The following is a 24,781-nucleotide window of genomic DNA, read 5'->3' on the forward strand; positions in this document are numbered from 1 at the left end:
ATCACCACTGCTCCTTCGCTATCGGTCCGCGTCCGACCCCGAGCCCGTCCCCGAGCGCGCCGAGCGCCTGATCGGCCAGCGGCAGATCGACGCCGAGCCGACGGCCCAGGTCCAGGGCTAGCGAGAGGTCCTTCTCGCCGAGATCGCGGACATGGGTGAGAATCGGCAGCCAGAAATCGCCCTCGGCCACCGGGGAGGTGGTGTCCCGCAACATGATCGCCCCGGGACCACCGGTATGCGAGTCGGAGTGCCGGACCACCTTGCCGAGTTCGGTGATGTCCAACCCGGCCGCTTCGGCCAGCCGCTGCGATTCCGCGGCGGCGGTGAAGGCGATGAAATGCAGCAGATTGCGCGCCAGCTTCATTCGGGTGCCCGCCCCGACCTCGCCCGCGTGCACGATGAGCGAGGCGAAACTGGAGAACGGGGCGCGCACGGTGGCGAAGGCGGCCTCGCTGCCGCCGACCATGACCGCCAGTGCGCCCTTGTGCGCCGCCGGGGCGCCGCCGCTGATCGGCGCGTCCACGAATTCCACACCGTACTCGGCACATTCGGCCGCCAACTCGACCGCGGTGGAATCGGCGATGGTCGAATGCACCGCGACCACCGTGCCGGGCTTCGCCGTCCGCAGAATACCGTCCGGGCCGGTGACCACCGTGCGCACCTGCGCGTCGTCCAGGACGGCCACCGAGATCACTCCGGACCGTTCCGCGACCTGTGCCGCCGTGGCCGCCGCCCGCGCACCGTGATCGGTGAAGGGTGTCAGCGCATCCGGTCGCATATCGCAGACCACCAGTCCGCCGGGCCATTCCAGTAGCCGCTTGGCCATGGGCGCACCCATATTGCCCAGGCCGATGAAGCCGATCGACATATCGCTCATGCTCGGAACACCTGTCCGCCATCGACATTCAGCACATGCCCGGTGACCCACTTCGCCTCGTCCGACAGCAGATACAGGCAGGCGCCGACCAGATCCTCCGGGGTGCCCAGGCGTTTGATGGCCGCCGTCTTCACCAAGTCGTCGACATACTTGTCCGGCACGATGGTCCGCGTGGCCTCGGTGTCTATCGGTCCGGGCGCGATGGCGTTGATCCGAATATTCGACCCGCCCAGCTCATGCGCCAACTGCTGGGTGAGGCTGTTGATCCCGGCCTTGGCCAGGCCGTAGAAACCGGAGTACTGCCATGCGGCGGTGGAGGATTGATTCACGATCGACCCGCCGCCGTGCTTGCTCATCGGCTTCCACACCGCGCGCGTCATATTCAGCGCACCGTCCAGATTCACGCTCATGAACTTCTTGTAGTAGTCCCACGGCACGGTGAGCAGCAGATCCAGTTTCATACCCCCGTAGATGGCGGCATTGTTGACCAGATGGTCGATGCGCCCGAACTCGCCGACCGTGAATTCCGCTACCGCGGCGGCGGATTCGGGATCGGAGACGTCGACCGCGCGGAAGACCGCGATACCGCCGTCCGCGCTGATCTGTTTGGCCACGGCCGCGCCGCGCTCGCTGTTCAGATCGGCGACAACGACTTTCGCGCCCTCGGCGGCCAACGCCTGGGCATAGGTCTCCCCGATACCCTGCGCGGCTCCGGTGACTATGACGGTCTTATCGGTGAAACGGGCCATGACGTGCTCCTTCAGCAACCGGTCGCGATGAGTTTGGTTTCGAGGTACTCCTCGAATCCGGCAATGCCCATTTCCCGTCCGATACCGGATTGCTTGTATCCGCCGAAGGGCGCGTCGGCGGAGTACCAGACGCCGCCGTTCACGCTCAGGGTGCCGGTGCGCACGCCGTTGACGACCGTGCGAAGACGTGCGGGATCGGTGCCCCAGACCGAGCCGGACAGGCCGTAGGGGGAGTCGTTGGCCAGCCGGATCGCATCGTCGTCGCCGTCGTGCGCGATGAGCGTCAGCACCGGCCCGAAGATCTCCTCCTGGGCGACCGTCGCCGAATTCGGCAGGCCCGCAACGAGAGTCGGTTCGATGAAGTACCCGGGCAGGTCGGGACGGTTACCGCCGGTGACGGTGCCACCCTCGGCGCGCGCGCTGTCGAGATAGCGTTCGACCCGCGCCCGCTGTTGTTCGGAAATCAGTGGGCCGCAGACAGTTCCGGGCCTATCCGGGTTGCCGGGCCGGATCCCGGCCAGGGTCCGTGCGGCGATGTCGGCTGCCTCGTCATAATGCTCGCGCGGTACCAGCAGCCGGGTGCTGATCGCGCAGCCCTGCCCCGCGTGCACGGTGACGCCGAAGGCCGCGTAGCTCACCGCCGCTTTCAGATCCGCGTCATCGAGCACGATGAACGCCGACTTCCCGCCGAGTTCCAGGAACACCTTCTTTAGTGACTGCGCGGCGGCGGCCATGACGGTGCGACCGGTCCGCGTCGACCCGGTGAACGAGATCATGTCCACCCGCGGATCGGCGACCAGCTGCGCGCCCAATCCATGATCGTCGGAGGTGACGATATTGACCACACCGGCCGGAATATCGGTCTCCTCGGCAATGATTCGGCCCACCGCCGCCGCACACCACGGGGTATCCGGGGCGGGCTTGAGGACCACCGTCGTCCCGGCGGCCAGGGCCGGGCTGATCTTGGCGAAATTGATCTGGTGCGGGAAGTTCCACGGCGTGATCGCGCCGACCACTCCGATGGGTTCGCGGCGCAGGCGTCGGCTGCTCTTGATCCCCATCGGCGACGCGATGCCGAGATCGGTTTCCCAGGAATAGTTTTCGGCCAGATCGGCGAAATAGCCGAGATCGCCGATGGGGCCCTCGAGTTGGGGCCCGGCGGTCAGCATGCGGGGCGCGCCCACCTCGGCGATGGTGATCTCGCGCAGCTCCTCGATGTGCCCGCGCAGGGCATCGCGGAGTTGTCGCAGGCAGGCGGCGCGAAAGCCCGCGTCCCGGGACCAATCGGTGGCGTCGAAGGCGGTGCGGGCGGCGGTGATGGCGGCATCCATATCCGCGGGGCCGGCATTGGCGGCATAGCCGATTTGCTCGCCGGTGGCGGGGTTGATGTTGCCGAACAGGTTGCCCTGTCCGGGGACGAGTTTTCCGCCGATCAGCAGTTGGGAACCGCTGTCCGGGATGAGATTGCTCAGGCTCAACGGTAGCTCCCATAGTGTCTGGACACGTGTACGGACTATAGGTTCGTAGCTCGGAAACGCGCAAGAACATGTTTCAGTTTGGGAGACTCTTTCCCATGGCGAATTTCCGAATTCGTTGTCAGTTCGCCGTTGCGCTAGTACCGTGCAGACACATGTCCAGTCAGTTGTCCGCAGTGCCGCTGGAGCCCCTGCTGTTCGACCCGTACGACTACGCCATCCACGAGGATCCGTACCCGGTCTATCAGCGGCTGCGCGCCGAAGCCCCCCTCTACCATCACCCCGGACTGGATTTCTGGGCGTTGTCCCGGCATACCGATGTCGCCGCCGGATTCCGCGACAATGTGAATCTCTCCAGCGCCAACGGGGTTTCGCTGGACCCGGCCGCCTGGGGTCCGCACGCGCACAACACCATGTCCTTCCTGGCCATGGATGATCCGCGCCACCTGCGGTTGCGCAAACTCGTGTACCAGGGCTTCACCCCGCGCCGGGTCACCGAGATGAGCGACCGGATTCGCGAGATCACCCTGCAACACCTCGAACCCGCGCTGGCCGCGGGCAGTTTCGACTGGATCGACGATGTCGCGGGCAAACTGCCCATGGATGTCATCTCCGAACTGCTCGGCGTACCCCAGGCCGATCGCGCCGAACTGCGCAGACTCGCGGATCTGCTGCTGCACCGCGAAGAGGGTGTGCTCGATGTGCCGGTATCGGCCATGGAGGCGGCGGTACAGCTCTTCGGCTACTACAACGAGATGGTCGCCGCCCGGCACACACGCCGCACCGACGATCTGACCTCCGCGCTGCTCGATGCCGAGGCCGACGGTGATCGGCTCACCGATGCCGAGGTCATCGGCTTCATGTTCCTCATGGTGGTCGCCGGGAATGAGACCACCACCAAACTGCTCGGCAACGCGCTGCACTGGGCCGGGGTGAATGCGGAGCAGTACGCCAAGGTCGCCGACCATCCCGATCTGGTCGGGGACTGGGTGGAGGAGACGCTGCGCTACGACGCCTCCACTCAGATTCTGGCGCGCACCGCCGCGGTCGACCTGGAGTACTACGGGCAGACGATTCCGCGGGGCTCGAAGGTATTGCTGCTCATCGGCTCCGCCAATCGCGATGACGGCGTCTTCCATGATCCGGACCGCTACGACATCGAGCGCGGTGACAAGGGCGGGCTGGTCAGCTTCGGAAAAGGGGTGCACTTCTGTCTCGGCGCGCACCTGGCGCGGCTGGAGGCCGGAATCGTCCTGCGCGAGTTCACCGATCGCGTGCGGTCGTACAACCTGGAGGCGGGGGGTGAGCGCGTGCATTCGGTGAATGTCCGCGGCTTCGCGAAATTGCCTGTGACAGTGGAGGTTCGGTAATGCCACGATTCGCACCACATCCGGAGCGGCGACCGGTGCTGATCGCCGGGGCCTCCTCGGGCATCGGGGCCGCCACCGCCGTCGCGCTGGCGGAGCTGGGATATCCGGTGGCGCTGGGCGCACGCCGGCTGGAGATCTGCGAAACCCTCGCCGAGAAGATCCGCGCCGACGGCGGTGAGGCATTCGCGCACCGACTCGATGTCTCCGATACCGCCTCGGTCGACGAATTCGTGATCGCGGCCGAAAAGGCGCTCGGGCCACTGGAAATCGTGGTCTCCGGGGCCGGTGACCTGGAGTTCGCCAAGGGCTGGGAGATGGATCCGGAGCTGTTCGAATCGCAGACCCGGGTGCACCTGGTCGGCGCGCAGCGGCTCGCGCACCGGGTCATTCCCGGCATGATCGAACGACGCCGCGGCGATTTCGTGGTGATCGGATCGGACTGCGCCGACCGGGCGCGGCCCGGGGTCGGGGCGTACAACGCCGCCAAAATGGGCGTGGAAGCCTTTGCGCGCCAACTCCGTATGGAGTTGGAGGGCACCGGTGTGCGGGCCTCCATCGTGCGACCGGGCCAGACCCTCACCGGTATGGGGATGACCGCCGCGCCCGAGGTCGTCGGCCCCATGCTGCAGGACTGGGTGAAATGGGGATTCGCCCGGCACCCCTACTTCCTCAAGGCATCCGATATCGCCGCGGCCATCGTCGCCGTGGTCGGCACTGCGCGCGGTGCGCATCTGGTGCTGGTCGAAGTCCAGCCCGAAGCACCCCTGACCACAACGGGAGAGTAATCATGCGGCTCGTTGTCGACCTCGACCTCTGCCAGGGGCATGCCGTCTGCCAGGACGAAGCCCCCGCACTGTTCCACGTACCCAAACAGGGACAGGTCGAGATACTCCGCGCCGACCCCGGCGACGAGCTGGCGGCGGCCCGCGAGGCCGTCCGCTACTGCCCCACCCAGGCGCTTTCGCTCCGTGAAGATTGAAGGAAACCCCATGGCCTGGTCCCGCGACGAACTCGACGACATGATCGCCCGATGGGTGCAGGAGAACCAGCGCTGCGAGGCGCTCGGTGACTGGAAACCCCTGGCCGACTTCTACACCCCCGATGCCACCTACGGCTGGAACTACGGACCCACCCAGGAATTCATGGCCGTGGGCCGCGACGAGATCCGCGATATCGCGCTCGGACAGGAGATGTTCGGGCTCGAGGGCTGGACCTATCCGTACCAGGAATTCGTGGTCGACGAACGCAGCGGCAGCGTCATCGGCTTCTGGAAACAGATCAATGAGAAGACCCGCGCCGACGGGCGGCCGTACAGCCCCGAGGGCATCGGCGGCAGCTGGTTCCGGTACGCGGGCGGCGGGCAGTGGTCGTGGCAGCGGGACTTCTTCGACTTCGGCAATGTCACAGCGCTTTTCGTGGAGATGATCTCCAACGGGGTGCTGTCGGACGGCATGCGCAAGCGCATCGAACGTTCGGTGTCGGGGGAACCGCTGAAGGGCTGGTACCCGGTCGGGCAGGGACCGGCTCCGCTGTGGTGAACAGTCGATACGCTTCGCTGTCCCGCTCCGAACTCGCGATCCTGGTACCCGAACTGCTGCTGTGCGGACATCTCATCGACCGCTCCGGCATGGCGCATGCCATCGGGGCATTCGGGCGCGAGGGGATGACCGGCGTCGCCATCGACGAATGGCGTTGGGCCAGTCCGCTGTACACCCGGCGCATGCGTGCGGCGCTGGGTGTCACCGGGGACGGGGTGGACGCCATCTTCAAGGGCTTCCAGCTCGATATCGGCGCGCCACCGCAGTTCATGGACTTCCGGTACCGGGTCCGCGATCACGACCACGGCGAATTCCACCTCGACCATTGCGGCGCGCTCGCCGATGTGGAGCCGATGGGGGAGGAATACGTGGTCGGCATGTGCCACCACATCGAAGACCCCACCTTCGACGCCTCGGCGCTGGCCACCAATCCCCATGCGCGCGTGCGGCCGATCCATCGGCCACCGCGGGTGCCCGCGGATCGGACGCCGGTGTGCGCGTGGACCGTGACCATCGATCGATCGCTGGAGCCTACCCCGCCCGAACCCGATGCGCTGGCGTTGGCCGGAACCCGTGCGGCCACGGTGGAATTGGCGGCCATCGACACCGAAGACGAGGGACAGTCGGACTATTCGGGGCCGCTGTTGAACGATCTGCGCTTCGGGGACTTCTCGCGGTCGGCGCTGATTCGGATCGCCGAGGAAGTGTGTCTCCAGCAGCACCTGTTGACGCTCGCGTTCCGGCGGGCCGTCGCCGAGCGCTCGGATTCGGCTGTGGCGCTGGATATCACGCGCAAGCAGTTCACCGGTATCGCGGGATTGACCTCGGAGCGGCTGCGCTCCGCCCTGGGACTCGGGGACGACACCGCCGCACTGGCCGAGGTGCTGCGCCTGCATCCGGCCTTGAATCCCTCGGCCTATGTGGACGCTGAGATCGGATGCTCGGTTTCCGGCGGCGAGCAGATCGTGGAATTGCGGCTCGGCCGGGCCTGCGGTGCGGTGGCCGACGGCGCCTGGGCCGCACTGGTGGATGCCGAGCATCTCGAGGCATTGAATTCCCTTGCACGCGGGGTCAATCCCCGATTCGAGGCGGGCGTGCGATCCGCGACCGCCGACGAACTGATCCTCGAATTCGGCTTGGCCGCCGTGCCTTTCCGGGAATTCGGCGAGGTCGCCATCACCCGATTCAGTACCGGGGCCGCGTTCACCTTCGCCGACCGGGGCATTCCCCTCCCTCTCACCGTCCTGTAGAAAGCGAAAGTCCATGGCCTGTAACTTCGCCGACCTCTACGAACACGCGGCGGACGCGGTACCCGACCGCCTCGCCGTCATCGAGGGCGCGCGGCGGCGCACCTTCGCCGAACTCGACGAGCGGGCCAATCGGCTCGCGCACCACCTCGCCGCTGCCGGGGCCGGACCGGGCACCCATATCGGTTTCCATATGCACAACAGCATCGAAACCCTGGAAACCCTGCTGGGCTGCTTCAAGATTCGGGCGGTGCCGGTCAATATCAACTTCCGGTATCGGGCCGAGGAACTGCGGTACGTCTACGACAACGCCGACCTCGAGATGGTCGTGCATCATCGCTGCTACTCGCCACTGCTGGAGGCGGTGCGGGGGCAGCTGCCCAAGCTGCGGCACAGCCTGGTGGTGGAGGACGATCAGGGCGGTCAGGGTCTGGCGACCCAGTCCATGCCCTATGAGTCGGCACTCGAGAATGGTTCGCCCGAAAGGGATTTCGCCGAGCGCAGCGCCGACGATCTCTTCATCATGTACACCGGCGGCACCACCGGACTGCCCAAGGGCGTCATGTGGCGGCAGGAGGACATGTGGCGGGTGCTCGGCGGCGGTATCGACTTCTACACCGGGGAACCGGTGGCCGACGAGTACCAGCAATCGCGGGCGGGCGCGGCCCAGGAAAAACCGATGCGCTGGTTCGTGCTGCCGCCGCTGATCCATGCCGCCGCCATGATGCCGACCTTCACCGCGCTGTGGTCGGGCAATACCGTGCTGTTCGAACCCCGCTTCGATCCCGCGCGCATCTGGCAGGTCGTGGCGCGCGAACAGCCGAATATCCTGGTCATCACCGGTGATGCCATTGCCCGCCCGCTCATCGACGCCTATCGGGCCGCACCCGTGGACGCCTCCTCGGTCTTCTCCATCGGCTCCGGCGCGGCGCAGCTCACCCAGCCGGTGAAGAACGAACTGCTGGAACTGTTCCCGAGCACGCTGGTCAGCGAATCCATCGGCTCCTCCGAAACCGGTTTCGGCGGAATAGGTTTCGCGCAGAAGGACGACGATCCGGGGCGCGGGCCGCGGGTCAACACCGGGCGCGGGGCGGTGGTGGTCGACGAGGACGGACATCCGGTCGCGCCGGGCTCGCAGGGGTGGCTGGCCAAGACCGGCAATGTGCCGATCGGCTACTACAAGGATCCGGTCAAGACCGACAAGCTGTTCCGCACCGTGGACGGGCGGCGCATGGTCATCACCGATGATCGGGCGCGGGTCGAGGCGGACGGGGCCATCACGCTCATCGGTCGCGGGAATATGGTGATCAACACCGGCGGCGAGAAGGTCTTCCCCGAAGAGGTCGAGGCCGTGGTCAAGGCGCATGCGAGCGTGTACGACGCGGTGGTCATCGGGATCGCGCACGAGCGCTGGGGGCAGTTGGTCGGCGCGGTGGTGTCGAGCGCGGACGGCGTGGACTTCGCCGATCTCGAACGCCATGTCCGGACCCATCTCGCGGGATACAAACTGCCGCGCCGGATCTGGGTCACGGAGACCGTCGTGCGCACGCCCAGCGGTAAGCCGGACTATCGCTGGGCGAAGTCGTACGCGGAATCCGCCCTACCGGATCACGAGGTGCAGTAACCGGTTATGGAAAGCAATGCCAAGTCACGGTCCATTCTTCGGGATAACTCGGCTGAATCAATGGCGAACAGCATAGGAACCTGTTCTAATTCAGAGATGGCAGAGGTGCACACCGTACTCGGTGAACAGGTCCGGATGCCGGTCGAGATCAGGCATGCCGATGCCAGCTCCGCGCTCTTCTTCGCGGATACCGCCGCCGCGCGCGAACTGCTCGCACCGGCGGGGCTGGAACCGGTCACTGTTCTCGGCCTGGCGATTCTCTCGCTCGCCTTCGTGCGCTACGTCGACGGCGATCTCGGGCCGTACCACGAATTCGCCTTCTCGCTCATGGCCAAGCAGCCGGGGCGCAAGGACGGCACCGGGGCCTACATCCACTGGCTGCCGGTGAATCAGAGTTTCACTCTCGAAGCCGGACAATCGATTTGGGGATTTCCCAAGCTGATGGCCGATATCGACATCACGCCGGTGCGCGGCGGCCAGCGCTGCGAGGTGCGGGTGGACGGGCAACTCGTCATCGCCCTGCGCGTACTGGACGGCGTGCCCATGCCGGGTGGTGCGGGCGGTGCCTCCATCGACGCGTACACCTGGAAGAACGGAGTGCTCCGGCGCACCCCGTGGGTGATGAACCCGAGCCGGGTGCGCGGTATGCCCGGCGGGGTGCGCGTGGAACTCGGCGACCACCCCGTCTCGCGGCAACTGCGTGCGCTCGGCCTGCCCCGGCGCGCGCTGTTCGCCAGCCGGATCGGTTCGCTGGCAATGACTTTCGAAGACGCCACGAGCGTCTGGCCGACCAGGGAGGCACGATGACCCGGACCGCACTCGTCACCGGAGCCGCCAGCGGTATGGGGCGGATCGTCGCCTTGCGGCTGGCCGCCGCCGGATGGAAGGTCGCCGCGGTCGACCTGAACCCGGTCGGGCTCGCCGAAACCGCGCAGCGCTCACCCAATATGACCACCTACACCTGTGATGTCTCCGATCAGGAACAGGTGCGCGCGGTGGTGGACAAGGTACGCGGTGAACTCGGCGCCATCGACCGGCTCGTGCACGCCGCCGGTATGTGCCACGTGCACGCCTCCGCGCTGAATCATGATGTGGCGCAGATAAAGAAGATGATGGATGTCAATTACTTCGGCACCGTCAATCTGTGTCAGGCCGTCATACCGGCCATGAAACAGGCGGGCACGGGCACCGTCGTACTCTTCGCTTCGGTCGCGGGCTGGTTGCCCTCACCGGGGATGGCCGGATACTCCGCGTCCAAGTTCGCGGTCATCGGATTCATCGACAGCCTGGCCTACGAACTCCAGGACAGCGGGGTGCGACTGCTCGGACTCTGCCCACCCATGGTCGAGACCGCCTTCCTGGACAAGGTCCGCGCGGAGAACGAATCCGTGCTCGGCGGTTCGGGCGGTATGAGTCCCGAAGGTGTGATCGACGCGCTCGAGAAGGCGCTGTCCAAGCCGGCCAATCCGCTGTTCGTCTTCCCCGGCCAGGCCTATCCCACCTACCTCATGCGGCGTTTGCTGCCCGGCCTCTCGCGCCGGATCGTGCGCCGCATGGTCAAGCCGACGGATTGACCGTCGCGCGGAAACCGGCTCGTGCTCCGACCGGTGACCGCATCGGTGCTGGGCGATCGGGGCTCTGCGATCGCCCAGCACCGGCCCTCCGCCGGCTATCGGCCGGCGAATAATCGCTGGCCCGGATCTCGCACGCGCGAGAAAATGAACCCTTCTGCTCGGACACCATTCGAGAGAGGGGACGGATGAGTTCACGCGCACCCGCGTTGAAGCTCGTACTGCGTTACTACGGACGGGAATTGGCTCGGCGCAAGCTGTGGACGCTGGGCGGCATGCTGGGGCCCGCGCTCGGCACCATCTGCCAGAACTACATCGCACCACTGCTGGTCGCGGTCCTCATCGGGCGGGTCGCCGCCAGCGGTGACTCCGGGATATCCACCCTCGGCCCCTTGGTCGCGGCCTTCGCGGGCGTGATCATGCTCTCGGAAGTGCTGTGGCGCATCGGAATCCACTGCCTGAACCGACTCGACGCCTACGGCATCGAGAGTCTGTACGTCATCGCCATGGACGAACTGCTGGCCAAGGACGCGGCGTTCTTCCACAACAACTTCGCCGGATCGCTCACCAAACGGTCGCTGAGCTTCGCCAGCCGCTTCGAACAGTTCGTCGACACCTTCGCCTTCGAGATCTTCGCCGCCGTGCTGCCGCTCGGTTTCGCGGCGGTGGTGCTGTGGCGCTACGACCCCATGCTGGTGGTCGTGCTCATCGGGCTGATCCTGTTGACCGCGCTGATCATCACACCGCTCATCCAGCGACGGCAGGCGCTGGTGGACGAGCGGGAGGCGTCCATCGCCCTGGTCTCCGGGCATGTGGCCGACAGCCTGGCCAATATGCAGGTGGTGCGCGCGTTCGCCGCCGAACGCCAGGAGGCGGCCGAACATCGGCGACGGGTCGTCGACCAGCGCCGAAAGTCCTTGCGCTCCTGGGACTATGCCAATCTGCGCATCGACACCGTGGTGACGCCGCTGGTGGCGATCACCAATGTGGCCGGGCTGCTCATCGCGCTCGGGCTCAGCGGCGGGCACGCCTCGGTCACCGTGATCATGGTGGCGTTCACGTACTACTGGAACGCCACCGGGATCATGTTCCGGTTCAATCAGATCTACCGGCGGTTGGAGAGCACGCTCACCGAGGCGGCGCAGTTCACCGAACTACTGTTGACCTCGCCCACCGTCGTGGACGCGGCGGAGCCGCAAGCGCTGCGGCCCAAGGGATCCGATGTGCGATTCGAGCGGGTGCACTTCACCCACGCGGGCGCCGCACCACTGTTCACCGGGTTGGATCTGCATGTGCCGAGCGGATCCAAACTGGGTCTGGTCGGGCGCTCGGGCGGCGGGAAGACCACGCTCACCCAATTGCTGCTCCGGCTGATGGATGTCGACGCCGGTGCGATTCGCATTGGCGGACAGGATATTTCGAAGCTGAAGCAGAGCGATCTGCGCAGTCTGCTCGCCTATGTGCCGCAGGATCCGGCCATGTTCCACCGCACCCTGCGGGAGAACATCCGCTTCGCCCGGCCCGATGCCACCGACGCGGAGATTCTGCGCGCCGCCGAGGCCGCGCATGTCACCGAATTCGCGGACGCGCTGCCGCAGGGAATGGAGACCCTGCTCGGTGAGCGCGGGGTGAAACTGTCGGGCGGACAACGCCAGCGGGTGGCGCTCGCCCGCGCGATTCTGCGCGATGCGCCGATCCTGCTATTGGACGAAGCCACCAGCGCCCTCGATTCCGAGAGCGAAAAGCTTGTGCAGCAGGCACTCTGGGAGCTGATGGAGGGGCGTACGGCGCTGGTGGTCGCGCACCGGCTGAGCACCGTCGCCGGAATGGACCGGCTGGTGGTACTCGACCACGGGCGGATCGTCGAGGAGGGCACCCATGAGCAGCTGCTGCGCGCGGAAGGAACGTACGCGCAGCTGTGGCGGCATCAATCGGGCGGATTCCTCGGCGAAGAAATGGTCGCCCGGTAGGTGACGGTGTGGGGGCGTGCGCCCCCACACCGCTTACTTACCTTGGAAGTTGGGCTTGCGCTTCTCGGCGAAGGCGCGCGGGCCCTCCTTGGCGTCCTCGCTCCGGAAGACCGGCAAGCCGACCTTCGCGTCGATCTTGAAAGCCTCTTCCTCGTGCATGCCCTCGGTATCGCGCATGACCTTCAGGATCGCCTGAACGGCAAGCGGGCCATTGTCATTGATCAATTCGGCGATTTCGAGGGCCTTGTTCAGCGCCGTGCCGTCCGGCACCACATGCCCGATCAGCCCGAACCCCAGCGCCTCGGCGGCGGTGATGTGCCGACCGGTGAGCAGCAGTTCGGCCGCGACGGTGTACGGGATCTGACGCGGCAGCCGCACCGCGGAACCGCCCATCGGGAACAGGCTCCACTTCGCCTCGGAGACACCGAATTTGGCGCTCTCACCGGCAATGCGGATATCGGTGCCCTGCAGAATCTCGGTACCACCGGCGATGGCCGGACCCTCGACCGCGGCGATGAGCGGCTTGGTCAGGCGGAAACCCTTGAGCAGGCCCGGCATCCGGGTCGGATCGAACGCGCTGCCCTCGGACATGCCGTCACTGGGATTACGCTTGGACATGGCCTTGAGGTCCGCGCCCGCGCAGAAGGCGCCGCCGGCGCCGGTCAGAATGCAGGTGCGAATGTCCGGATCGCTGTTCACCCGCTCCCACGCCTCGGTCATGATGGCCAGCATCTCGCCCGTGAGCGCGTTCTTCTTATCGGGGCGGTTCATGGTGACGATCAGCGTGCCGCCACGCTTCTCCACGAGGGCATGGGGCTCGGTATTGCTACTTGTTTCAGCAGTGGCTGTCGTCATCGCCGACCTTTCTTTCCGCAGATTCGGGGACGAAACTACCCCGCGCCGTTGTCTTGAACAATAACGTGTTCTAGTTTGGATCGTGGTGACCGCCGTCACGGGCGGCTAGTTATGGGAGAGACGCCATGAGTGCAATGAGTACGCAGAGCAAGCTGCCGCCCCGGGTTACGGAATCCTTGATCAACCGGCTCACCGGCATGGTGACCGCGGGTAAGGCGGGCGAGGCCCGCGAGCCCTTCGAAATGATCGAGGTCTACACCGGTGACGTGGTCGGCCTGCTGCCGCAGTCCTCGCCCGAAGATGTCGTCAAGGCCGTCGAGATCGCCCGCGCCGCCCAGGTCGAATGGGCCGCGCGGCCGCTCAAGCAGCGGCTCGAGGTTTTCGAACGCGCCCACGAACTCATCCTCTCCGAGATCGAGACCATTGCCGACCTGATTCAGATCGGCTGCGGTAAAGCTCGCCGCATGGCCATCGAAGAGGCCTGCGACACCCCGATGGTCATCGCGCACTACCTCAAGACCGCGGAGAAGACGCTGCGCTCCAAGAAGCGCAGTGGCCCCATGCCGGTCATCACCACCTCCACCGAGGAGCACCGGCCCAAGGGCGTCGTCGCGGTCATCGCGCCCTGGAACTTCCCCTTCGCCATCTCCATGTCCGACTCCACCCCGGCGCTCATGGCGGGCAACGGCCTGATTCTCAAGCCGGACAACAAGACCGCGCTGTGCACCCTGTTCGGCATCGAACTGCTGCACAAGGCGGGCCTGCCGCGCGGACTGGTCCAGGTGGTCTGCGGCGGCGGCCCCGATGTCGGCCCGACGATCATCGACAATGTCGACTTCGTCATGTTCACCGGTTCCACCAATACCGGCCGCACCATCGGTGAGCAGGCCGGGCGCAATCTCATCGGCTGTTCGCTCGAACTCGGCGGCAAGAACCCGATGATCGTGCTCGACGATGTGAACCTCGACGAATGCATCCCCAGCGCCATCTTCGCCGTCTTCGGCAATACCGGCCAGGCATGCATGCATATCGAGCGCATCTACGTCCAGGAGCGTGTCTACGACGAATTCCTGCGCCGATTCGTCGCCGCCGCAGCGGAATTGGGCGCCAAGGCCGGGGCCACCTACGACTTCGACCCCGAAATCGGCTCACTCGTCTCGGTCGACCATATGAAGCGCGTCGCCGCCCACGTCGACGAGGCCCGCGAGAAGGGCGCGACCGTGCTGACCGGTGGCAAACCGCGCCCGGACATCGGCCCCGCCTTCTTCGAGCCCACCGTGCTCACCGGCGTCACCAAGGATATGGAGCACGCCACCAAGGAGACCTTCGGCCCGGTCGTGGCCATCTACAAGTTCGGCACCGATGAGGAGGCCATCCGCCTCGCCAACGACACCGACTACGGACTCAATGCCAGCGTCTGGGCGGGCGACCTGCACCGCGCCGGTCGCATCGCCGAGAAGATCGAGGCCGGGGCCATCAATATCAACGACGGCTTCGTCACCACCTACGCCGCCAAGGGCACCCCGTCCGGCGGCGTCAAGAGCTCCGGCGTGGGCACCCGGCACGGTGCGGCGGGCATCCTGAAGTACACCGACACCATCAATGTCGGCGTGCAGAAGAAGCAGATCCTGGCCGCCCGCGCGGGCATGCCGTACGAGAAGCAGCTCAAGAGCACCCTCATGACCCTGCGCCTGATGAAGAAGCTGCACCTGGGCTGATGCCCTGAAATCGGTTGCACCCCAATGATCCCCGGCCGAATACGGCTGGGGATCATCCGTATCGGTCGCTGTGCGGTCGCGGTGACCTGGCCGATGCCGACGACATGACCGCTTACGGAGAACTCCGATTCGACATATTGGCCCGCAATGCCGCCGCCGCAGCACTTTTCGGCGAGGAGTTCGGCCCCGGCGGCAATACCGCCCCGCATCGTGTTCCCGGACCCGGCCGATCGCGAGGGGCAACTCGACTTGCCCGTGGTCGCCCGCGAAGCCGGCGGCAACCTCCGCATGCACCTGGCCCGCCACCCCGACGATCCGGCCTGCGCCGATTGATCGCCGAACTACGTTCCGCCAGCCTCGATTTCGCCACCTGGTGGGACGACCACACCGTCCGCGAACGCCCGCACCGCCCCCGGGCCGGAGATCTGACGGTGCATTACGACACCCTGGTTTCCCCGGACGGCTCCGATCGCCGCCTGATCGTCTCCACCCCCCGCGGACCCGCCCTGCGCACCCTGGTCGCCGAATACACCCACCGCCGCCTGCGCCCGGACAGCGAAAAGGCCCCGACCGAAGTCAGGGCCTTTTCTGTGTCTCAACCAACACGTCGGGGTGACAGGATTTGAACCTGCGACCTCTTCGTCCCGAACGAAGCGCGCTACCAAGCTGCGCCACACCCCGTGATGTGAACGTGGAGTAGCTTAGCCGATGGGTGGCGCTGATGCTAAATCGTGTGGTCAGACGGGGTAAATGGGTGGAATCGGCGGGTTAGAGCGGGCGGATGCTGGCGAGGATTTTCTTGGCCAGACCGGGGTCCACCGAACCGGCCACACCGGTGTCCGCGGCGATCGTGAAGACGAACGCGCCGCTGTCGCCGGGGAAGGCGAAGGTGTAGATCGAATAGGTGGAGGCGCAGCCGGCCGAGGGCGGCGGGGCATTGCCCTTGGTCTCCAGGTAGACGCCCTGGAGCTGACCGTCGCTGTTGGCGAAGGTCTCGGTCGCGCCGGGGGTGGAGCCGGTGGAGGTGGACCAGCCGATCTTGGCCATCCGGGTCGCGATATCGGTGGCCGCCTTGGCCGGGTCGGTCTCGGTGGACTGACTCAGAAAGACGTTGGTGCGCACGTAGTTCGGGCAGTAGTTGAGCCCGTCCTGCGCCAGACCCGCGATCGGCACCGAATCACCGCCGCCGTTGAAACTGGTCTGGCCGGTGCGATCCAGCTTCCAGTCCTTCGGAATGTCATATGCCGCACCGTTGTCCGCGATCGTCACCACCTGATAGCCCGGGATGACCGCGGCCGGGGTGGTCGCCTTCGCCGAGGTGGTGGCCTTGGGGGAGGTGCTGGGCTGAGCGCCCGACGGGGTGGTGGTGAGGGCGCTGATCAGCGACGGGGTCGTATTCGAGTGCGCCGAAGGCTCATTCGAACCGCGGTTCACCAATACGACCGTGACCACCACGCCGATGATGGCCAGGACCAGCACGCCGATGCCCGCGAACAACCAGCCCTTGCGATTGCCGCCGCCCGAAGGCGGCGGTGCTCCGTAACCCGGCGGCGGACCGTAACCGGGCGGCGGCGTTGTCTGGTACGGCGCGGGGCCGGACTGATACGGGGACTGCTGATACGGCTGATTCGGCACGCTCTGATAGGGCTGGCCGCCGGTGAACGGTGTCGTCGGCGGCGGACCCCACTGCTGGTGAATCGTCGGGTCCGACTGACCCACACCGTAATTCGGCGGCGGCTGCTGCGGCTGCGGGGCCGACTGCCACGGCGAATCCTGACTGGGCACGCCCTGCCACCAGTCGGGATCCGGACCCCGCGTTGTCGGATCCTCGTTCGGTTCATTACCACTGGCCACGGCTCACCCCTGACTGACGACTACATACCGCGTTGTATATCGCGGCGGACGCCTAACGCGCGACAGCCTCCGAAGTGGTGCGCCCGCGACCCGATTCGGCGACCGGCTGCTTCGGGGGCGCGCCCACCAGGGTCACCAGCGTCGCCTCCGGACGGCAGCAGAACCGGTACGGCGCCCACGGCGAGGTGCCCAGCCCGGCCGAGACATGCAGCTTGGTGTGCGCGCCCCACTGCGAGGGACCCTTCACCCGCGACCGGTCGATACCGCAATTGGTCACCAGCGCACCGAAACCCGGGAGGCAGAGCTGCCCGCCGTGGGTGTGGCCCGCCATGATCAGGTCGTAACCGTCGCCCGCGAACCGATCCAGCACCCGCGGCTCCGGCGAGTGGGTGAGCCCGATGCTCAAGTCCGCCAACGGATTCGGCGCACCGGCCACGGTGTCGTAGCGATCCCGCTTCAAATGCGGATCATCCACGCCCGCGGTCGAGATCTTCACCCCGGCGACCTCGATATCGCGGCGCACATGCGTCAGATCCAGCCAGCCCCGCTCGGTGAACGCCGCGCGCAGGTCCTGCCACGGCAGCGGATCACCGAAGACCCGCCTGTGATCCTTCTTGAAGTACTTCAGCGGATTCTTCGGCACCGGTGCGAAGTAGTCGTTCGAACCGAAGACGAAGATGCCGGGACGACCCAACAGGCCGCCGAGGGCCTGCACCACCGCGGGCACCGACTTCATATGCGAGAGATTGTCACCGGTGTTCACCACCAGATCCGGCTCCAGCCGATCCAGTTCGCGCAACCACGCCTGTTTCAACTGCTGACCGGGCATCATGTGCAGATCGGAGATGTGCAGCACCCGGAGCGAGGGTTTACCCGGGGACAGCACCGGCAGCGTCGCCTCACGCAGGGTGAAGGCGTTGCGCTCGATCAGCGTGGCGTAGCCGACTCCGGCGACGGCGGCCCCCGCGGCTCCCAGAGCGGTACGGCGAAGGGTGGCGGTCGAGATTACGGGCATTTGCCCAGAATAGGCGACCCGTTGAAAATGCGTCGAGCCTCGCGGGTGATGAACGGTACCGTGGCGGCCATGTCGGAACTCAAATCGAAGCTGCGCGCGGATCTCACCACCGCCATGAAGGCCAAGGACACGCTGCGCCTCAATACGGTGCGCATGCTGCTCGCCGCCGTGCAGACCGCCGAGGTCGCCGGCAAGGAGGCGAAGGAACTCACCGATGCCGAGGTCATCGCCGTGCTGTCCAAGGAAGCGAAGAAGCGCAACGAGTCCGCCGTCGTCTACGAGCAGGCCGGACGCGGTGAACTCGCCGCCACCGAGCGCGCCGAGGAACAGATCATCGAGGAGTACCTGCCGACCCCGCTCACCGACGCCGAAGTGGCCGATATCGCCGACACCGCCATCGCGGACGTGGCCGAGCAAATCGGCGAGCGCCCGGGCATGCGCCAGATGGGGCAGGTCATGAAGGTCGCCACCGCCCTGGCCGCCGGGCGTGCCGACGGCACCCGCGTCTCGGCGGCGGTCAAAGCCCGCCTCTGAACGCGGCTCGCGTCCGGTCTCGGCGACGCTCGCACCCGCGCGGGTGCGAGCGACGCGCGCATTCGGCCTCTCGGCCATTCACGAACGTCCCGGGCGCGCACGTCGCACCGGGCGACGACATCGGCCGCGCGGACGGCTGGCGATACAACCGTGGCCCCTCGCCGATCGGCGAGGGGCCACGCTCGGTAAATCGCTCGAATCCCGTTATCGCGGAATCGGGATGGGTATCGGGATCGGCGGCAACTGCGGCAGACCCGGTATCTGAATGCCCGGCACCGTCGGCTGTGGAGCGTTCGGCGCGGGCAGCGGATGCTGGGTGCCGTCACTCACATAGATGGTGATCACCGAGCCCGGGATCGCCGAACCGTCCGGCGAGATGCTCATCACCGTGCCCTTGTTCGCGCCCGGGGCCGAGGCCACCGACACCTGGAAGCCCGCGCCGATCAGACTCGCGGTCGCCTCGGCCTGGTTCTGGCCGATCACATCCGGAATCTGCGAATTGTTCGAGCCGCGCACGTACTTGTCGTCCAGCGGGGGCAGACCCAGCGGCGGGAACTTGCCGAGCACATTCTTCATCGCGCCCAGCCACGTCCGCGCCGGTTCATTACCGCCGTACAGGTTGCCGCTGCCGCAGTTGCGCAGCGGGTACGAGCAGATCTCGCCCGGGGTCGGGCTGTCACCGTAGATGTACGCCGCGCCGGCGAAGAAGTTGCTGAACGCCAGGAAGGCCGAGGAGCGGTGCGTCTCGGTGGTTCCGGTCTTGGCCGACAGCGGGAAGTTCCAGCCCACCGAGGAGGCCGCGCCCGCACCGGTACCGCTCAGCACGTCATGGCTCAGCGCGTTCGCGAGGGTGTTCGCCAGACCCGGATCGACCACCTGCTCACACGCCTGCTGGGTGAGCGGCACGGTCTTACCGCTGCGATCCACCACCTCCTTGATCGGAGTGGGCGGGCACCAGCGACCGCTGGAGGCCAGCGTCGCGGCCACATTCGACAGCTCCAGCGCGTTCACGCCGACCGGGCCCAGGGTGAACGAGCCGAGGTTCTGGTCCTTCACCATGTCGGCCAGGCTCTGATTGCCGTGGCCCGAGGTGCCCGGCTGTGCGTACGAGCGCATGCCCAAGCGGACCGCCATATCGACGGTCGGGGTGACCCCGACGGCCTGAATCAGCTTGACGAAGGCCGTATTCGGCGAGGTCGCCAGGGCCTCGGTCACCGACATCGGCGACTTGTACGCGCCCGCGTTCTTGACGCAGTACGTCTCGGCTGGGCAGCCCGGCGTGCCCGAGTTACCCATGCCCTTGGCCTGGAAATTCGCGGGCACGTCCAGCTGTGCGCTGATACCGAGCCCCTTTTCCATGGCCGCGGCCGTGGTGAAGATCTTGAAAATCGAGCCCGCGCCATCGCCGACCAGCGAATACGGCTGCGGCTGCACGGTTTGATGCGCATTGCCATCCAGCCCGTAGGTGCGGCTCGATGCCATGGCCAGCAGCGGATGCGAATCCTGGCCGGGAGCAATGACATTCATGACCGAGGCGATATCGTCCAGATTCGGATCGGCGTTCGCGGTGACCGAGGCCTTGGTCGAGTTCTGCACATCCGGATCGAGGGTGGTGCGAATCAGGTAGCCGCCCTTGTCGATCTGATCGCGGCTGATACCGGCATTGGCCAGGTACTGCAGCGCGTAATCGCAGAAGAAGCCGCGGTCATTGGCGGCGATGCAGCCGCGCGGCAGTCCCTTGGGCTCGGGTAGCACACCCAGCGGTTCGGTCTTGGCCTTGCGGAATTCGTCGGCCCGGCTGGGGATATTGGCGATGAGCGTGTCCAGCACGGTGTTCCGGCGCTCCAGCACACCCGTGGGGTTGGTGTACGGGTTCAGCTTGGAGCTGGACTGCACCATGCCGGCCAGCATGGCCGACTGCACGATGTTCAGATCCTTGGCATCCACGCCGAAGTAGGTCTGCGCGGCGTCCTGGATGCCGTACGAGGAATTGCCGAAGGGCACCAGGTTCAGATAGCGGGTGAGGATCTCGTCCTTGGTGAGCTGCTTGTCCAGCGTCATCGCCATGCGGATCTCACGGATCTTGCGGGCGGGGGTGGTCTCGGTGGCGGCGCGGCGTTCGGCATCGGTCTTGGCCACCACGAGCAGCAGATAGTTCTTCACGTACTGCTGGTCGATGGTGGAGCCGCCCTGCTGCACCTCACCGCCGCTGGTGTTGGTCAGGAAGGCGCGGAAGGTGCCCTGCCAGTCCACGCCGCCGTGCTCGGCGAAGCGTTTGTCCTCCACGGACACGAGCGAAAGCTTCATGTCGTTGGAGATCTTGTCGCTGGGGACTTCGAATCGCCGCTGCTCGTACAGCCACGCGAACGGCTGGCCGTTCGCATCGACCATGGTCGACACCGCCGGGACCGCACCCTCCACCAATTCGGCGGAGACGTTGTCTACGGCGTCGGCGGCTCGGTTCGAGATATAGCCGAAGCCGCCGGCGAGTGGGAACAGCAGCCCGGCGAGCAGGACGGCGGCCAGGACGCAGCTGCCGGCCAGTCTCGCGAGCGTTCGTGTGATCGGCACGACCCATAGCCTAATTGCCCTTTCCGACTGTCGGCGTCCGCCCGGGCGAGGGTGTCCGTTCGTCTGAATCATGCCGACTGACCGGTTTTAGGCAACGAATGCGTGGACGGGCGTACCAGAAAATCTCAGGACGGTCTTGCGCTGGCCGTGCACCACTATCTAGATTGAGAACCCAGTGTGATAGAGCTAACACTCAAAGTGGAATGTGGTGCAGTTCGCAGTGGGGTTGGGTATCTGCGCGCTGCACACGCGATTCTGGAGCGCCGTGACCCGGTGTTCGGACTGCAAAGGGGCACTTAAATGCACATGACTACCCCGATAGCTCGATTGGACGTGGAGCAGGCCGAAGCGAGGATCGCTTGGGTTTCCCAGGCTCGATGCAAGGAAGTGGATCCCGACCAGTTGTTCGTGCGTGGCGCGGCACAGCGCAAGGCGGCAACCATCTGCCGGCATTGCCCGGTGCTGATGGAGTGCGGGGCGGACGCCCTGGACAATCGCGTGGAGTTCGGTGTGTGGGGCGGCATGACCGAGCGGCAGCGTCGTGCGCTGCTCAAGCAGCATCCCGAGGTGACATCCTGGGCCGATTTCTTCCGGGTCCAGCGTACGCAGAAAGTAGCCATGTAACCCGTATCCCCATAAGCAGAATGGATCGAGCCCGCTGATGCGGGCTCGATCCATTTCCGGGGTAAGAACGGGCAGAACAGGCAAATCCTCCGGTGTGATTCAGGGGGGTTGCGCACTCGCGCCAGGGGTGGCGCATATGCGTCAGGCCGACCGCGCGGCTCCCGCCTCGGCCAGCTGCCCACCGACCGCGCGCAGCGCCTCCAGATCGGCGACCTCGAACGGCAGTGCCGTCACCGCCGCGATCGGCACCCGCGGATGCGCACCGGTGAACCGGGTCAGCAGATGCTGTTCGCGCTTGGCGGTCACCGCGCGCTGCGCGTGAATCCGCAGCACCGCGGCGGCCAGCGCGGCCGGGGTCTCGGATTCGCCGTTCACCGCGGCCTGCGGGACCAGCTTGTCCGCGGCCACCGACGCCTGTTCGGCCGAGAGCGAGCTCAGCACCGGGTGCGTGCGGTTGAGCACCAGACCGGCCAGCGGCATCTTGTCGGTGGAGAGCCGGTCCACGAAGAACGACGCCTCGCGCAGCGCGTCCGGTTCGGCCGCGGCCACCACGATGAAGTGCGTGCCCGGCCGGGACAGCATGGCGTAGGTGCGATCCGCGCGATCCTGGAAGCCGCCGAACATGGATTCCAGGGACTGTAGGAAGACCGAGGCGTCCTTGAGCAGCTGTCCGCCGACGATGGTGGACACACCGCGCAGCGCCAGGCTCATCGCCCCGGCCACCAGTTTGCCCACCCCGCGGCCCGGCGCCATGATCACCCGAATCATCTTGCCGTTCAGAAAATTGCCGAGACGCTTGGGCGCGTCGAGGAAGTCCAGGGCATTCCGCGAGGGCGGGGTGTCGACCACGATGAGGTCCCACTCGCGCTTGCTCGCCAGCTGACCGAGCTTCTCCATGGCCATGTACTCCGAGGTGCCGCCGAAGGAGGAGGCCACCGTCTGATAGATCGGATTGGCGAAGATCTGCTCCGCCTTGTCCGGGCTGGTGTGCTCGAGCACCATATCGTCGAAGGTGCGGCGCATATTCAGCATCATGGCGTAGAGCTCGCCCTTGACGCCGTCGCCCAATTCGACCTGCTGCGGGGTGTTTCCGAGATCGCTGACCCCGAGCGACTGCGCCAGCCGGCGCGCCGGATCGATGGTGAGCACCACGACCTTGCGGCCCGCCTCGGCGGCGCGCAGCGCGATGGCCGCGGCGGTGGTGGTCTTGCCGACGCCACCGGAGCCGCAGCACACCACGATGCGTGCGGTGGGATCGGCGATGATCTTCGAAATGTCCAGGGGGACGGTATTGGCTGGAACGATCATGGTCAGCGGACTCCCTGCGCGCTCAGAACTTCGGCCAATTCGTACAGCCCGCCCAGATCCATCCCGTCGGCGAGCGCCGGGAGGTACAGCCGCGAGATATCGACCTGGGCCAGGTCGGCGGCGTTCTCGTCCTGCGCGTGCAGGCGGGCCGAGTGCTCCAGGGTTTCGGCCACCAGACCCTGGAAGTCCTCCTCGGACAGGGTGATTCCGGCCTCGGCGAGTCCGGTGCGCAGCGCCTCGGTATCGAATTCGCCCGCGGCGGCCTTCTCGCGCAGGCCGCGCGGCAGATAGCCCTCATTGGCGCGGTTCACGATGACCGTGCCGATATTCAGATCATTGGCGGTGAGTTCGGCGACCGCGTCCGCGGTCTCCTGCACCGGCAGCGCCTCCAGCAGCGTGACCAGATGGATCATGGTCTGCGGTGAGTGCAGCAGCTTGGATACGCCCTCGGCCTGCGAGGCGATCGGGCCGCCGCCCGCGATCTCGGCCATGGCCTGGGTGACGTCAAGGAAGCTGGCGATCCGCCCGGTCGGCGGCGCGTCGATGACTATTTCGTCATAAGCGGGTTTACCGGCCTTGTCGACGCGGACCGCGCACTCTTTGATCTTGCCGGTCAGGATGACGTCCCGCAGGCCCGGCGCGATGGTGGTGACGAACTCGATGGCGCCGACCCGGCGCATGGCACGGCCCGCGAAGCCCAGGTTGTAGAACATGTCCAGGTATTCGAGGAAGGCGTGCTCCACATCGAGCGCCAGCGCCAGCACCTCGCCGCCGCCGTCGGCGGTGGCGATGCGAGTCTCGGTGGGCGGCAACGGCGGCAGATCGAAGAGTTGCGCGATGGACTGTCTGCCCTCGACCTCGACCAGCAGCACGCGGCGGCCCCCCGCCGCGAGTGCCAGGGCCAATGCGGCCGCGACCGTGGACTTTCCGGTGCCGCCCTTTCCGGATACGTAATGCAGACGGGCCTTGTCCGCCCGCTCCGGCCAACCTGCTTCGACCCCCGGCTCAACCGAAACGGGCACTGCTATCGGTACTCCCACGCTCGCGAGCCTATAACTCGTTCCTGCCTCATGCCCAGAGGAGACGCCGACTGTCTGATACACCACTCTGGAATCTTGGATTTCCGGATTCGAATGCGCCATAGCAGGGTCCGGAGTATGGGACCCGATGCCCGGGGCTAATCTCACCCCATGAGTGAAGTGACCGCGTGGGAGTACGCAACCGTGCCGCTGTTGACGCACGCCACCAAGGCAATCCTCGACCAGTGGGGCTCCGACGGCTGGGAGCTCGTCTCGGTGCTGCCCGGGCCGACCGGTGAGCAGCACGTCGCCTACCTGAAGCGACCCAAGAACTGATGGCCGCCGCCACCGCCTGGGCGGAGAACCTGGAGAAGCTGGGGCTCACCCTGCCCCCCGTGGCCGCACCCGTGGCCTCGTACATTCCGGCCATCCGGACCGGGAATCTGGTCTACACCTCCGGCCAGCTGCCGTTCGCGGACGGGCAGCTCTCGGCCACCGGCAAGGTCGGGGCGGAGGTCTCCACCGAGCAGGCCGCCGCGGCCGCACAGCTGTGCGCGCTCAATGCGCTTGCCGCCGTGCATGATCTGGTCGGACTCGACAATGTGGTGCGAATCGTGAAGGTCGTCGGCTTCGTCGCCTCCGCCCCCGGTTACAGCGATCAGCCGGTCGTCATCAACGGCGCGTCGAACTTCCTCGGCGAGGTCTTCGGCGATGCGGGTGTGCACGCGCGCTCCGCCGTCGGCGTCTCCGAACTGCCCAAGAACACCCCGGTAGAGGTCGAACTCATCGCCGAAGTTCGCTGACGCCTTCCTTTTTCGAGGAAGTGGCGGGTGTGGTGCGTTCAACCCTGGACCCGCCACCC

At 66.4% G+C, this 24,781-nt stretch carries 24 protein-coding genes and 1 tRNA gene; 15 read left to right on the forward strand and 10 right to left on the reverse strand.

Annotation, left to right across the window (positions count from 1 at the left end):
• Position 1: 1 nt before the first annotated feature.
• From NA10_RS18225 to NA10_RS18235, 3 genes are read right to left on the reverse strand one after another with little or no spacing between them, the layout of a single operon-like run.
• Positions 2–877 carry an NAD(P)-dependent oxidoreductase gene (locus tag NA10_RS18225; RefSeq protein WP_067569422.1) on the reverse strand — a complete coding sequence of 292 codons (876 nt, stop codon included), beginning with the start codon at positions 875–877 and terminating at the stop codon, positions 2–4.
• The gene (locus tag NA10_RS18230) at positions 874–1,626 is read right to left on the reverse strand and encodes an SDR family oxidoreductase (protein ID WP_067569541.1); all 753 of its coding nucleotides are present in this window, start codon (positions 1,624–1,626) and stop codon (positions 874–876) included. The genes NA10_RS18225 and NA10_RS18230 overlap by 4 nt, the downstream gene beginning before the upstream one ends.
• Before the next feature lie 11 nt (positions 1,627–1,637).
• Entirely contained in the window at positions 1,638–3,098 is a 1,461-nt protein-coding gene (locus NA10_RS18235) for an aldehyde dehydrogenase (protein WP_067569544.1), read from the reverse strand.
• A gap of 158 nt (positions 3,099–3,256) precedes the next feature.
• On the opposite strand from NA10_RS18235, the gene NA10_RS18240 reads away from it, so the two are divergent.
• The 9 genes from NA10_RS18240 to NA10_RS18280 all read left to right on the forward strand — a co-directional run bounded on the left by NA10_RS18240 (position 3,257) and on the right by NA10_RS18280 (position 12,421).
• Positions 3,257–4,471 carry a cytochrome P450 gene (locus NA10_RS18240; RefSeq protein ID WP_174562525.1) on the forward strand — a complete coding sequence of 405 codons (1,215 nt, stop codon included), beginning with the start codon at positions 3,257–3,259 and terminating at the stop codon, positions 4,469–4,471.
• Positions 4,471–5,256, forward strand: a complete 786-nt coding sequence (locus NA10_RS18245) for an SDR family oxidoreductase (RefSeq protein ID WP_067569425.1) — start codon at positions 4,471–4,473, stop codon at positions 5,254–5,256. The genes NA10_RS18240 and NA10_RS18245 overlap by 1 nt, the downstream gene beginning before the upstream one ends.
• Positions 5,257–5,258: 2 nt before the next feature.
• A complete protein-coding gene (locus tag NA10_RS18250) occupies positions 5,259–5,450 on the forward strand; it encodes a ferredoxin (RefSeq protein WP_067569429.1) in 192 nt (63 codons plus the stop codon).
• Between the two features lie 10 nt (positions 5,451–5,460).
• Positions 5,461–6,009, forward strand: a complete 549-nt coding sequence (locus NA10_RS18255) for a nuclear transport factor 2 family protein (protein WP_067569432.1) — start codon at positions 5,461–5,463, stop codon at positions 6,007–6,009.
• Positions 6,003–7,259, forward strand: a complete 1,257-nt coding sequence (locus NA10_RS18260) for a hypothetical protein (protein WP_067569436.1) — start codon at positions 6,003–6,005, stop codon at positions 7,257–7,259. The genes NA10_RS18255 and NA10_RS18260 overlap by 7 nt, the downstream gene beginning before the upstream one ends.
• Before the next feature lie 13 nt (positions 7,260–7,272).
• On the forward strand, positions 7,273–8,880 hold the full coding sequence (locus NA10_RS18265; RefSeq protein WP_067569439.1) for an acyl-CoA synthetase: 1,608 nt from the start codon (positions 7,273–7,275) through the stop codon (positions 8,878–8,880).
• 96 nt (positions 8,881–8,976) lie between these two features.
• The gene (locus tag NA10_RS18270; RefSeq protein ID WP_067569442.1) at positions 8,977–9,687 is read left to right on the forward strand and encodes an acetoacetate decarboxylase family protein; all 711 of its coding nucleotides are present in this window, start codon (positions 8,977–8,979) and stop codon (positions 9,685–9,687) included.
• Positions 9,684–10,454 carry an SDR family NAD(P)-dependent oxidoreductase gene (locus tag NA10_RS18275; RefSeq protein ID WP_067569445.1) on the forward strand — a complete coding sequence of 257 codons (771 nt, stop codon included), beginning with the start codon at positions 9,684–9,686 and terminating at the stop codon, positions 10,452–10,454. Before NA10_RS18270 ends, NA10_RS18275 begins: the two co-directional genes overlap by 4 nt.
• Positions 10,455–10,639: 185 nt before the next feature.
• Positions 10,640–12,421, forward strand: coding sequence for an ABC transporter ATP-binding protein (locus NA10_RS18280; protein ID WP_067569448.1), 1,782 nt, complete (start codon positions 10,640–10,642; stop codon positions 12,419–12,421).
• Positions 12,422–12,454: 33 nt separating this feature from the next.
• Here NA10_RS18280 and NA10_RS18285 read toward each other — a convergent pair whose 3' ends face one another.
• Positions 12,455–13,276: a crotonase/enoyl-CoA hydratase family protein gene (locus NA10_RS18285; RefSeq protein ID WP_067569451.1), complete on the reverse strand. Its 822-nt coding sequence runs from the start codon at positions 13,274–13,276 to the stop codon at positions 12,455–12,457.
• Positions 13,277–13,401: 125 nt separating this feature from the next.
• Between NA10_RS18285 and NA10_RS18290 the strand changes: the two genes are divergently transcribed.
• Together NA10_RS18290 and NA10_RS37575 are read left to right on the forward strand one after the other, a co-directional pair.
• Positions 13,402–14,994, forward strand: coding sequence for a succinic semialdehyde dehydrogenase (locus tag NA10_RS18290; protein ID WP_067569454.1), 1,593 nt, complete (start codon positions 13,402–13,404; stop codon positions 14,992–14,994).
• Between the two features lie 104 nt (positions 14,995–15,098).
• A complete protein-coding gene (locus NA10_RS37575; RefSeq protein ID WP_169812602.1) occupies positions 15,099–15,620 on the forward strand; it encodes an MmyB family transcriptional regulator in 522 nt (173 codons plus the stop codon).
• On the opposite strand, the gene NA10_RS18300 is transcribed toward NA10_RS37575, so the two are convergent.
• From NA10_RS18300 to NA10_RS18310, 3 genes are all read right to left on the reverse strand, one after another.
• Positions 15,602–15,675: transfer RNA gene (locus NA10_RS18300), tRNA-Pro, on the reverse strand. The two genes, NA10_RS37575 and NA10_RS18300, sit on opposite strands and share 19 nt — an antisense overlap.
• Before the next feature lie 87 nt (positions 15,676–15,762).
• The gene (locus NA10_RS18305; RefSeq protein WP_067569460.1) at positions 15,763–16,848 is read right to left on the reverse strand and encodes a DUF8017 domain-containing protein; all 1,086 of its coding nucleotides are present in this window, start codon (positions 16,846–16,848) and stop codon (positions 15,763–15,765) included.
• Between the two features lie 52 nt (positions 16,849–16,900).
• On the reverse strand, positions 16,901–17,863 hold the full coding sequence (locus tag NA10_RS18310) for a metallophosphoesterase (RefSeq protein ID WP_067569463.1): 963 nt from the start codon (positions 17,861–17,863) through the stop codon (positions 16,901–16,903).
• 69 nt (positions 17,864–17,932) lie between these two features.
• Between NA10_RS18310 and NA10_RS18315 the strand changes: the two genes are divergently transcribed.
• A complete protein-coding gene (locus NA10_RS18315) occupies positions 17,933–18,397 on the forward strand; it encodes a GatB/YqeY domain-containing protein (protein ID WP_067569550.1) in 465 nt (154 codons plus the stop codon).
• A 204-nt stretch (positions 18,398–18,601) separates the two neighbouring features.
• On the opposite strand, the gene NA10_RS18320 is transcribed toward NA10_RS18315, so the two are convergent.
• A complete protein-coding gene (locus NA10_RS18320) occupies positions 18,602–20,968 on the reverse strand; it encodes a penicillin-binding protein (protein ID WP_067569466.1) in 2,367 nt (788 codons plus the stop codon).
• A 300-nt stretch (positions 20,969–21,268) separates the two neighbouring features.
• Between NA10_RS18320 and NA10_RS18325 the strand changes: the two genes are divergently transcribed.
• Positions 21,269–21,592 (forward strand): WhiB family transcriptional regulator, encoded by a 324-nt coding sequence (locus NA10_RS18325; RefSeq protein WP_067569470.1) that lies wholly within the window; start codon positions 21,269–21,271, stop codon positions 21,590–21,592.
• 141 nt (positions 21,593–21,733) lie between these two features.
• Here the strand turns inward: NA10_RS18325 and bagB are convergent, their stop codons facing one another.
• Both bagB and bagA read right to left on the reverse strand, forming a co-directional pair.
• Positions 21,734–22,900, reverse strand: a complete 1,167-nt coding sequence (bagB, locus tag NA10_RS18330) for an ATPase BagB (RefSeq protein ID WP_067569473.1) — start codon at positions 22,898–22,900, stop codon at positions 21,734–21,736.
• A 2-nt stretch (positions 22,901–22,902) separates the two neighbouring features.
• Entirely contained in the window at positions 22,903–23,922 is a 1,020-nt protein-coding gene (bagA, locus tag NA10_RS18335) for an ATPase BagA (protein WP_067569476.1), read from the reverse strand.
• Between the two features lie 168 nt (positions 23,923–24,090).
• Here bagA and sp36 point away from each other — a divergent pair, with 168 nt between their 5' ends.
• Together sp36 and NA10_RS18340 are read left to right on the forward strand one after the other, a co-directional pair.
• Positions 24,091–24,255: a Sp36 family protein gene (sp36, locus tag NA10_RS36835; protein WP_153802898.1), complete on the forward strand. Its 165-nt coding sequence runs from the start codon at positions 24,091–24,093 to the stop codon at positions 24,253–24,255.
• Complete coding sequence (locus tag NA10_RS18340) at positions 24,255–24,722, forward strand: RidA family protein (protein ID WP_067569479.1); 468 nt, start codon at positions 24,255–24,257, stop codon at positions 24,720–24,722. The genes sp36 and NA10_RS18340 overlap by 1 nt, the downstream gene beginning before the upstream one ends.
• Positions 24,723–24,781 lie beyond the last annotated feature (59 nt).

The sequence above is a fragment of the Nocardia acidivorans NBRC 108247 genome, assembly GCF_001625085.1.
GTDB classification, from domain to species: domain Bacteria; phylum Actinomycetota; class Actinomycetes; order Mycobacteriales; family Mycobacteriaceae; genus Nocardia; species Nocardia acidivorans.

Bases quoted from the DNA above. Each gene is read 5' to 3' on its own strand.
- NA10_RS18225 (WP_067569422.1), bottom strand. From the start codon at position 877: ATGAGCGATATGTCGATCGGCTTCATCGGCCTGGGCAATATGGGTGCG.
- NA10_RS18230 (WP_067569541.1), bottom strand. From the start codon at position 1,626: ATGGCCCGTTTCACCGATAAGACCGTCATAGTCACCGGAGCCGCGCAG.
- NA10_RS18240 (WP_174562525.1), top strand. From the start codon at position 3,257: ATGTCCAGTCAGTTGTCCGCAGTGCCGCTGGAGCCCCTGCTGTTCGAC.
- NA10_RS18245 (WP_067569425.1), top strand. From the start codon at position 4,471: ATGCCACGATTCGCACCACATCCGGAGCGGCGACCGGTGCTGATCGCC.
- NA10_RS18250 (WP_067569429.1), top strand. From the start codon at position 5,259: ATGCGGCTCGTTGTCGACCTCGACCTCTGCCAGGGGCATGCCGTCTGC.
- NA10_RS18255 (WP_067569432.1), top strand. From the start codon at position 5,461: ATGGCCTGGTCCCGCGACGAACTCGACGACATGATCGCCCGATGGGTG.
- NA10_RS18265 (WP_067569439.1), top strand. From the start codon at position 7,273: ATGGCCTGTAACTTCGCCGACCTCTACGAACACGCGGCGGACGCGGTA.
- NA10_RS18270 (WP_067569442.1), top strand. From the start codon at position 8,977: ATGGCAGAGGTGCACACCGTACTCGGTGAACAGGTCCGGATGCCGGTC.
- NA10_RS18275 (WP_067569445.1), top strand. From the start codon at position 9,684: ATGACCCGGACCGCACTCGTCACCGGAGCCGCCAGCGGTATGGGGCGG.
- NA10_RS18280 (WP_067569448.1), top strand. From the start codon at position 10,640: ATGAGTTCACGCGCACCCGCGTTGAAGCTCGTACTGCGTTACTACGGA.
- NA10_RS18285 (WP_067569451.1), bottom strand. From the start codon at position 13,276: ATGACGACAGCCACTGCTGAAACAAGTAGCAATACCGAGCCCCATGCC.
- NA10_RS18290 (WP_067569454.1), top strand. From the start codon at position 13,402: ATGAGTGCAATGAGTACGCAGAGCAAGCTGCCGCCCCGGGTTACGGAA.
- NA10_RS37575 (WP_169812602.1), top strand. From the start codon at position 15,099: ATGACCGCTTACGGAGAACTCCGATTCGACATATTGGCCCGCAATGCC.
- NA10_RS18310 (WP_067569463.1), bottom strand. From the start codon at position 17,863: ATGCCCGTAATCTCGACCGCCACCCTTCGCCGTACCGCTCTGGGAGCC.
- NA10_RS18315 (WP_067569550.1), top strand. From the start codon at position 17,933: ATGTCGGAACTCAAATCGAAGCTGCGCGCGGATCTCACCACCGCCATG.
- NA10_RS18325 (WP_067569470.1), top strand. From the start codon at position 21,269: ATGCACATGACTACCCCGATAGCTCGATTGGACGTGGAGCAGGCCGAA.
- bagB (WP_067569473.1), bottom strand. From the start codon at position 22,900: ATGATCGTTCCAGCCAATACCGTCCCCCTGGACATTTCGAAGATCATC.
- sp36 (WP_153802898.1), top strand. From the start codon at position 24,091: ATGAGTGAAGTGACCGCGTGGGAGTACGCAACCGTGCCGCTGTTGACG.
- NA10_RS18340 (WP_067569479.1), top strand. From the start codon at position 24,255: ATGGCCGCCGCCACCGCCTGGGCGGAGAACCTGGAGAAGCTGGGGCTC.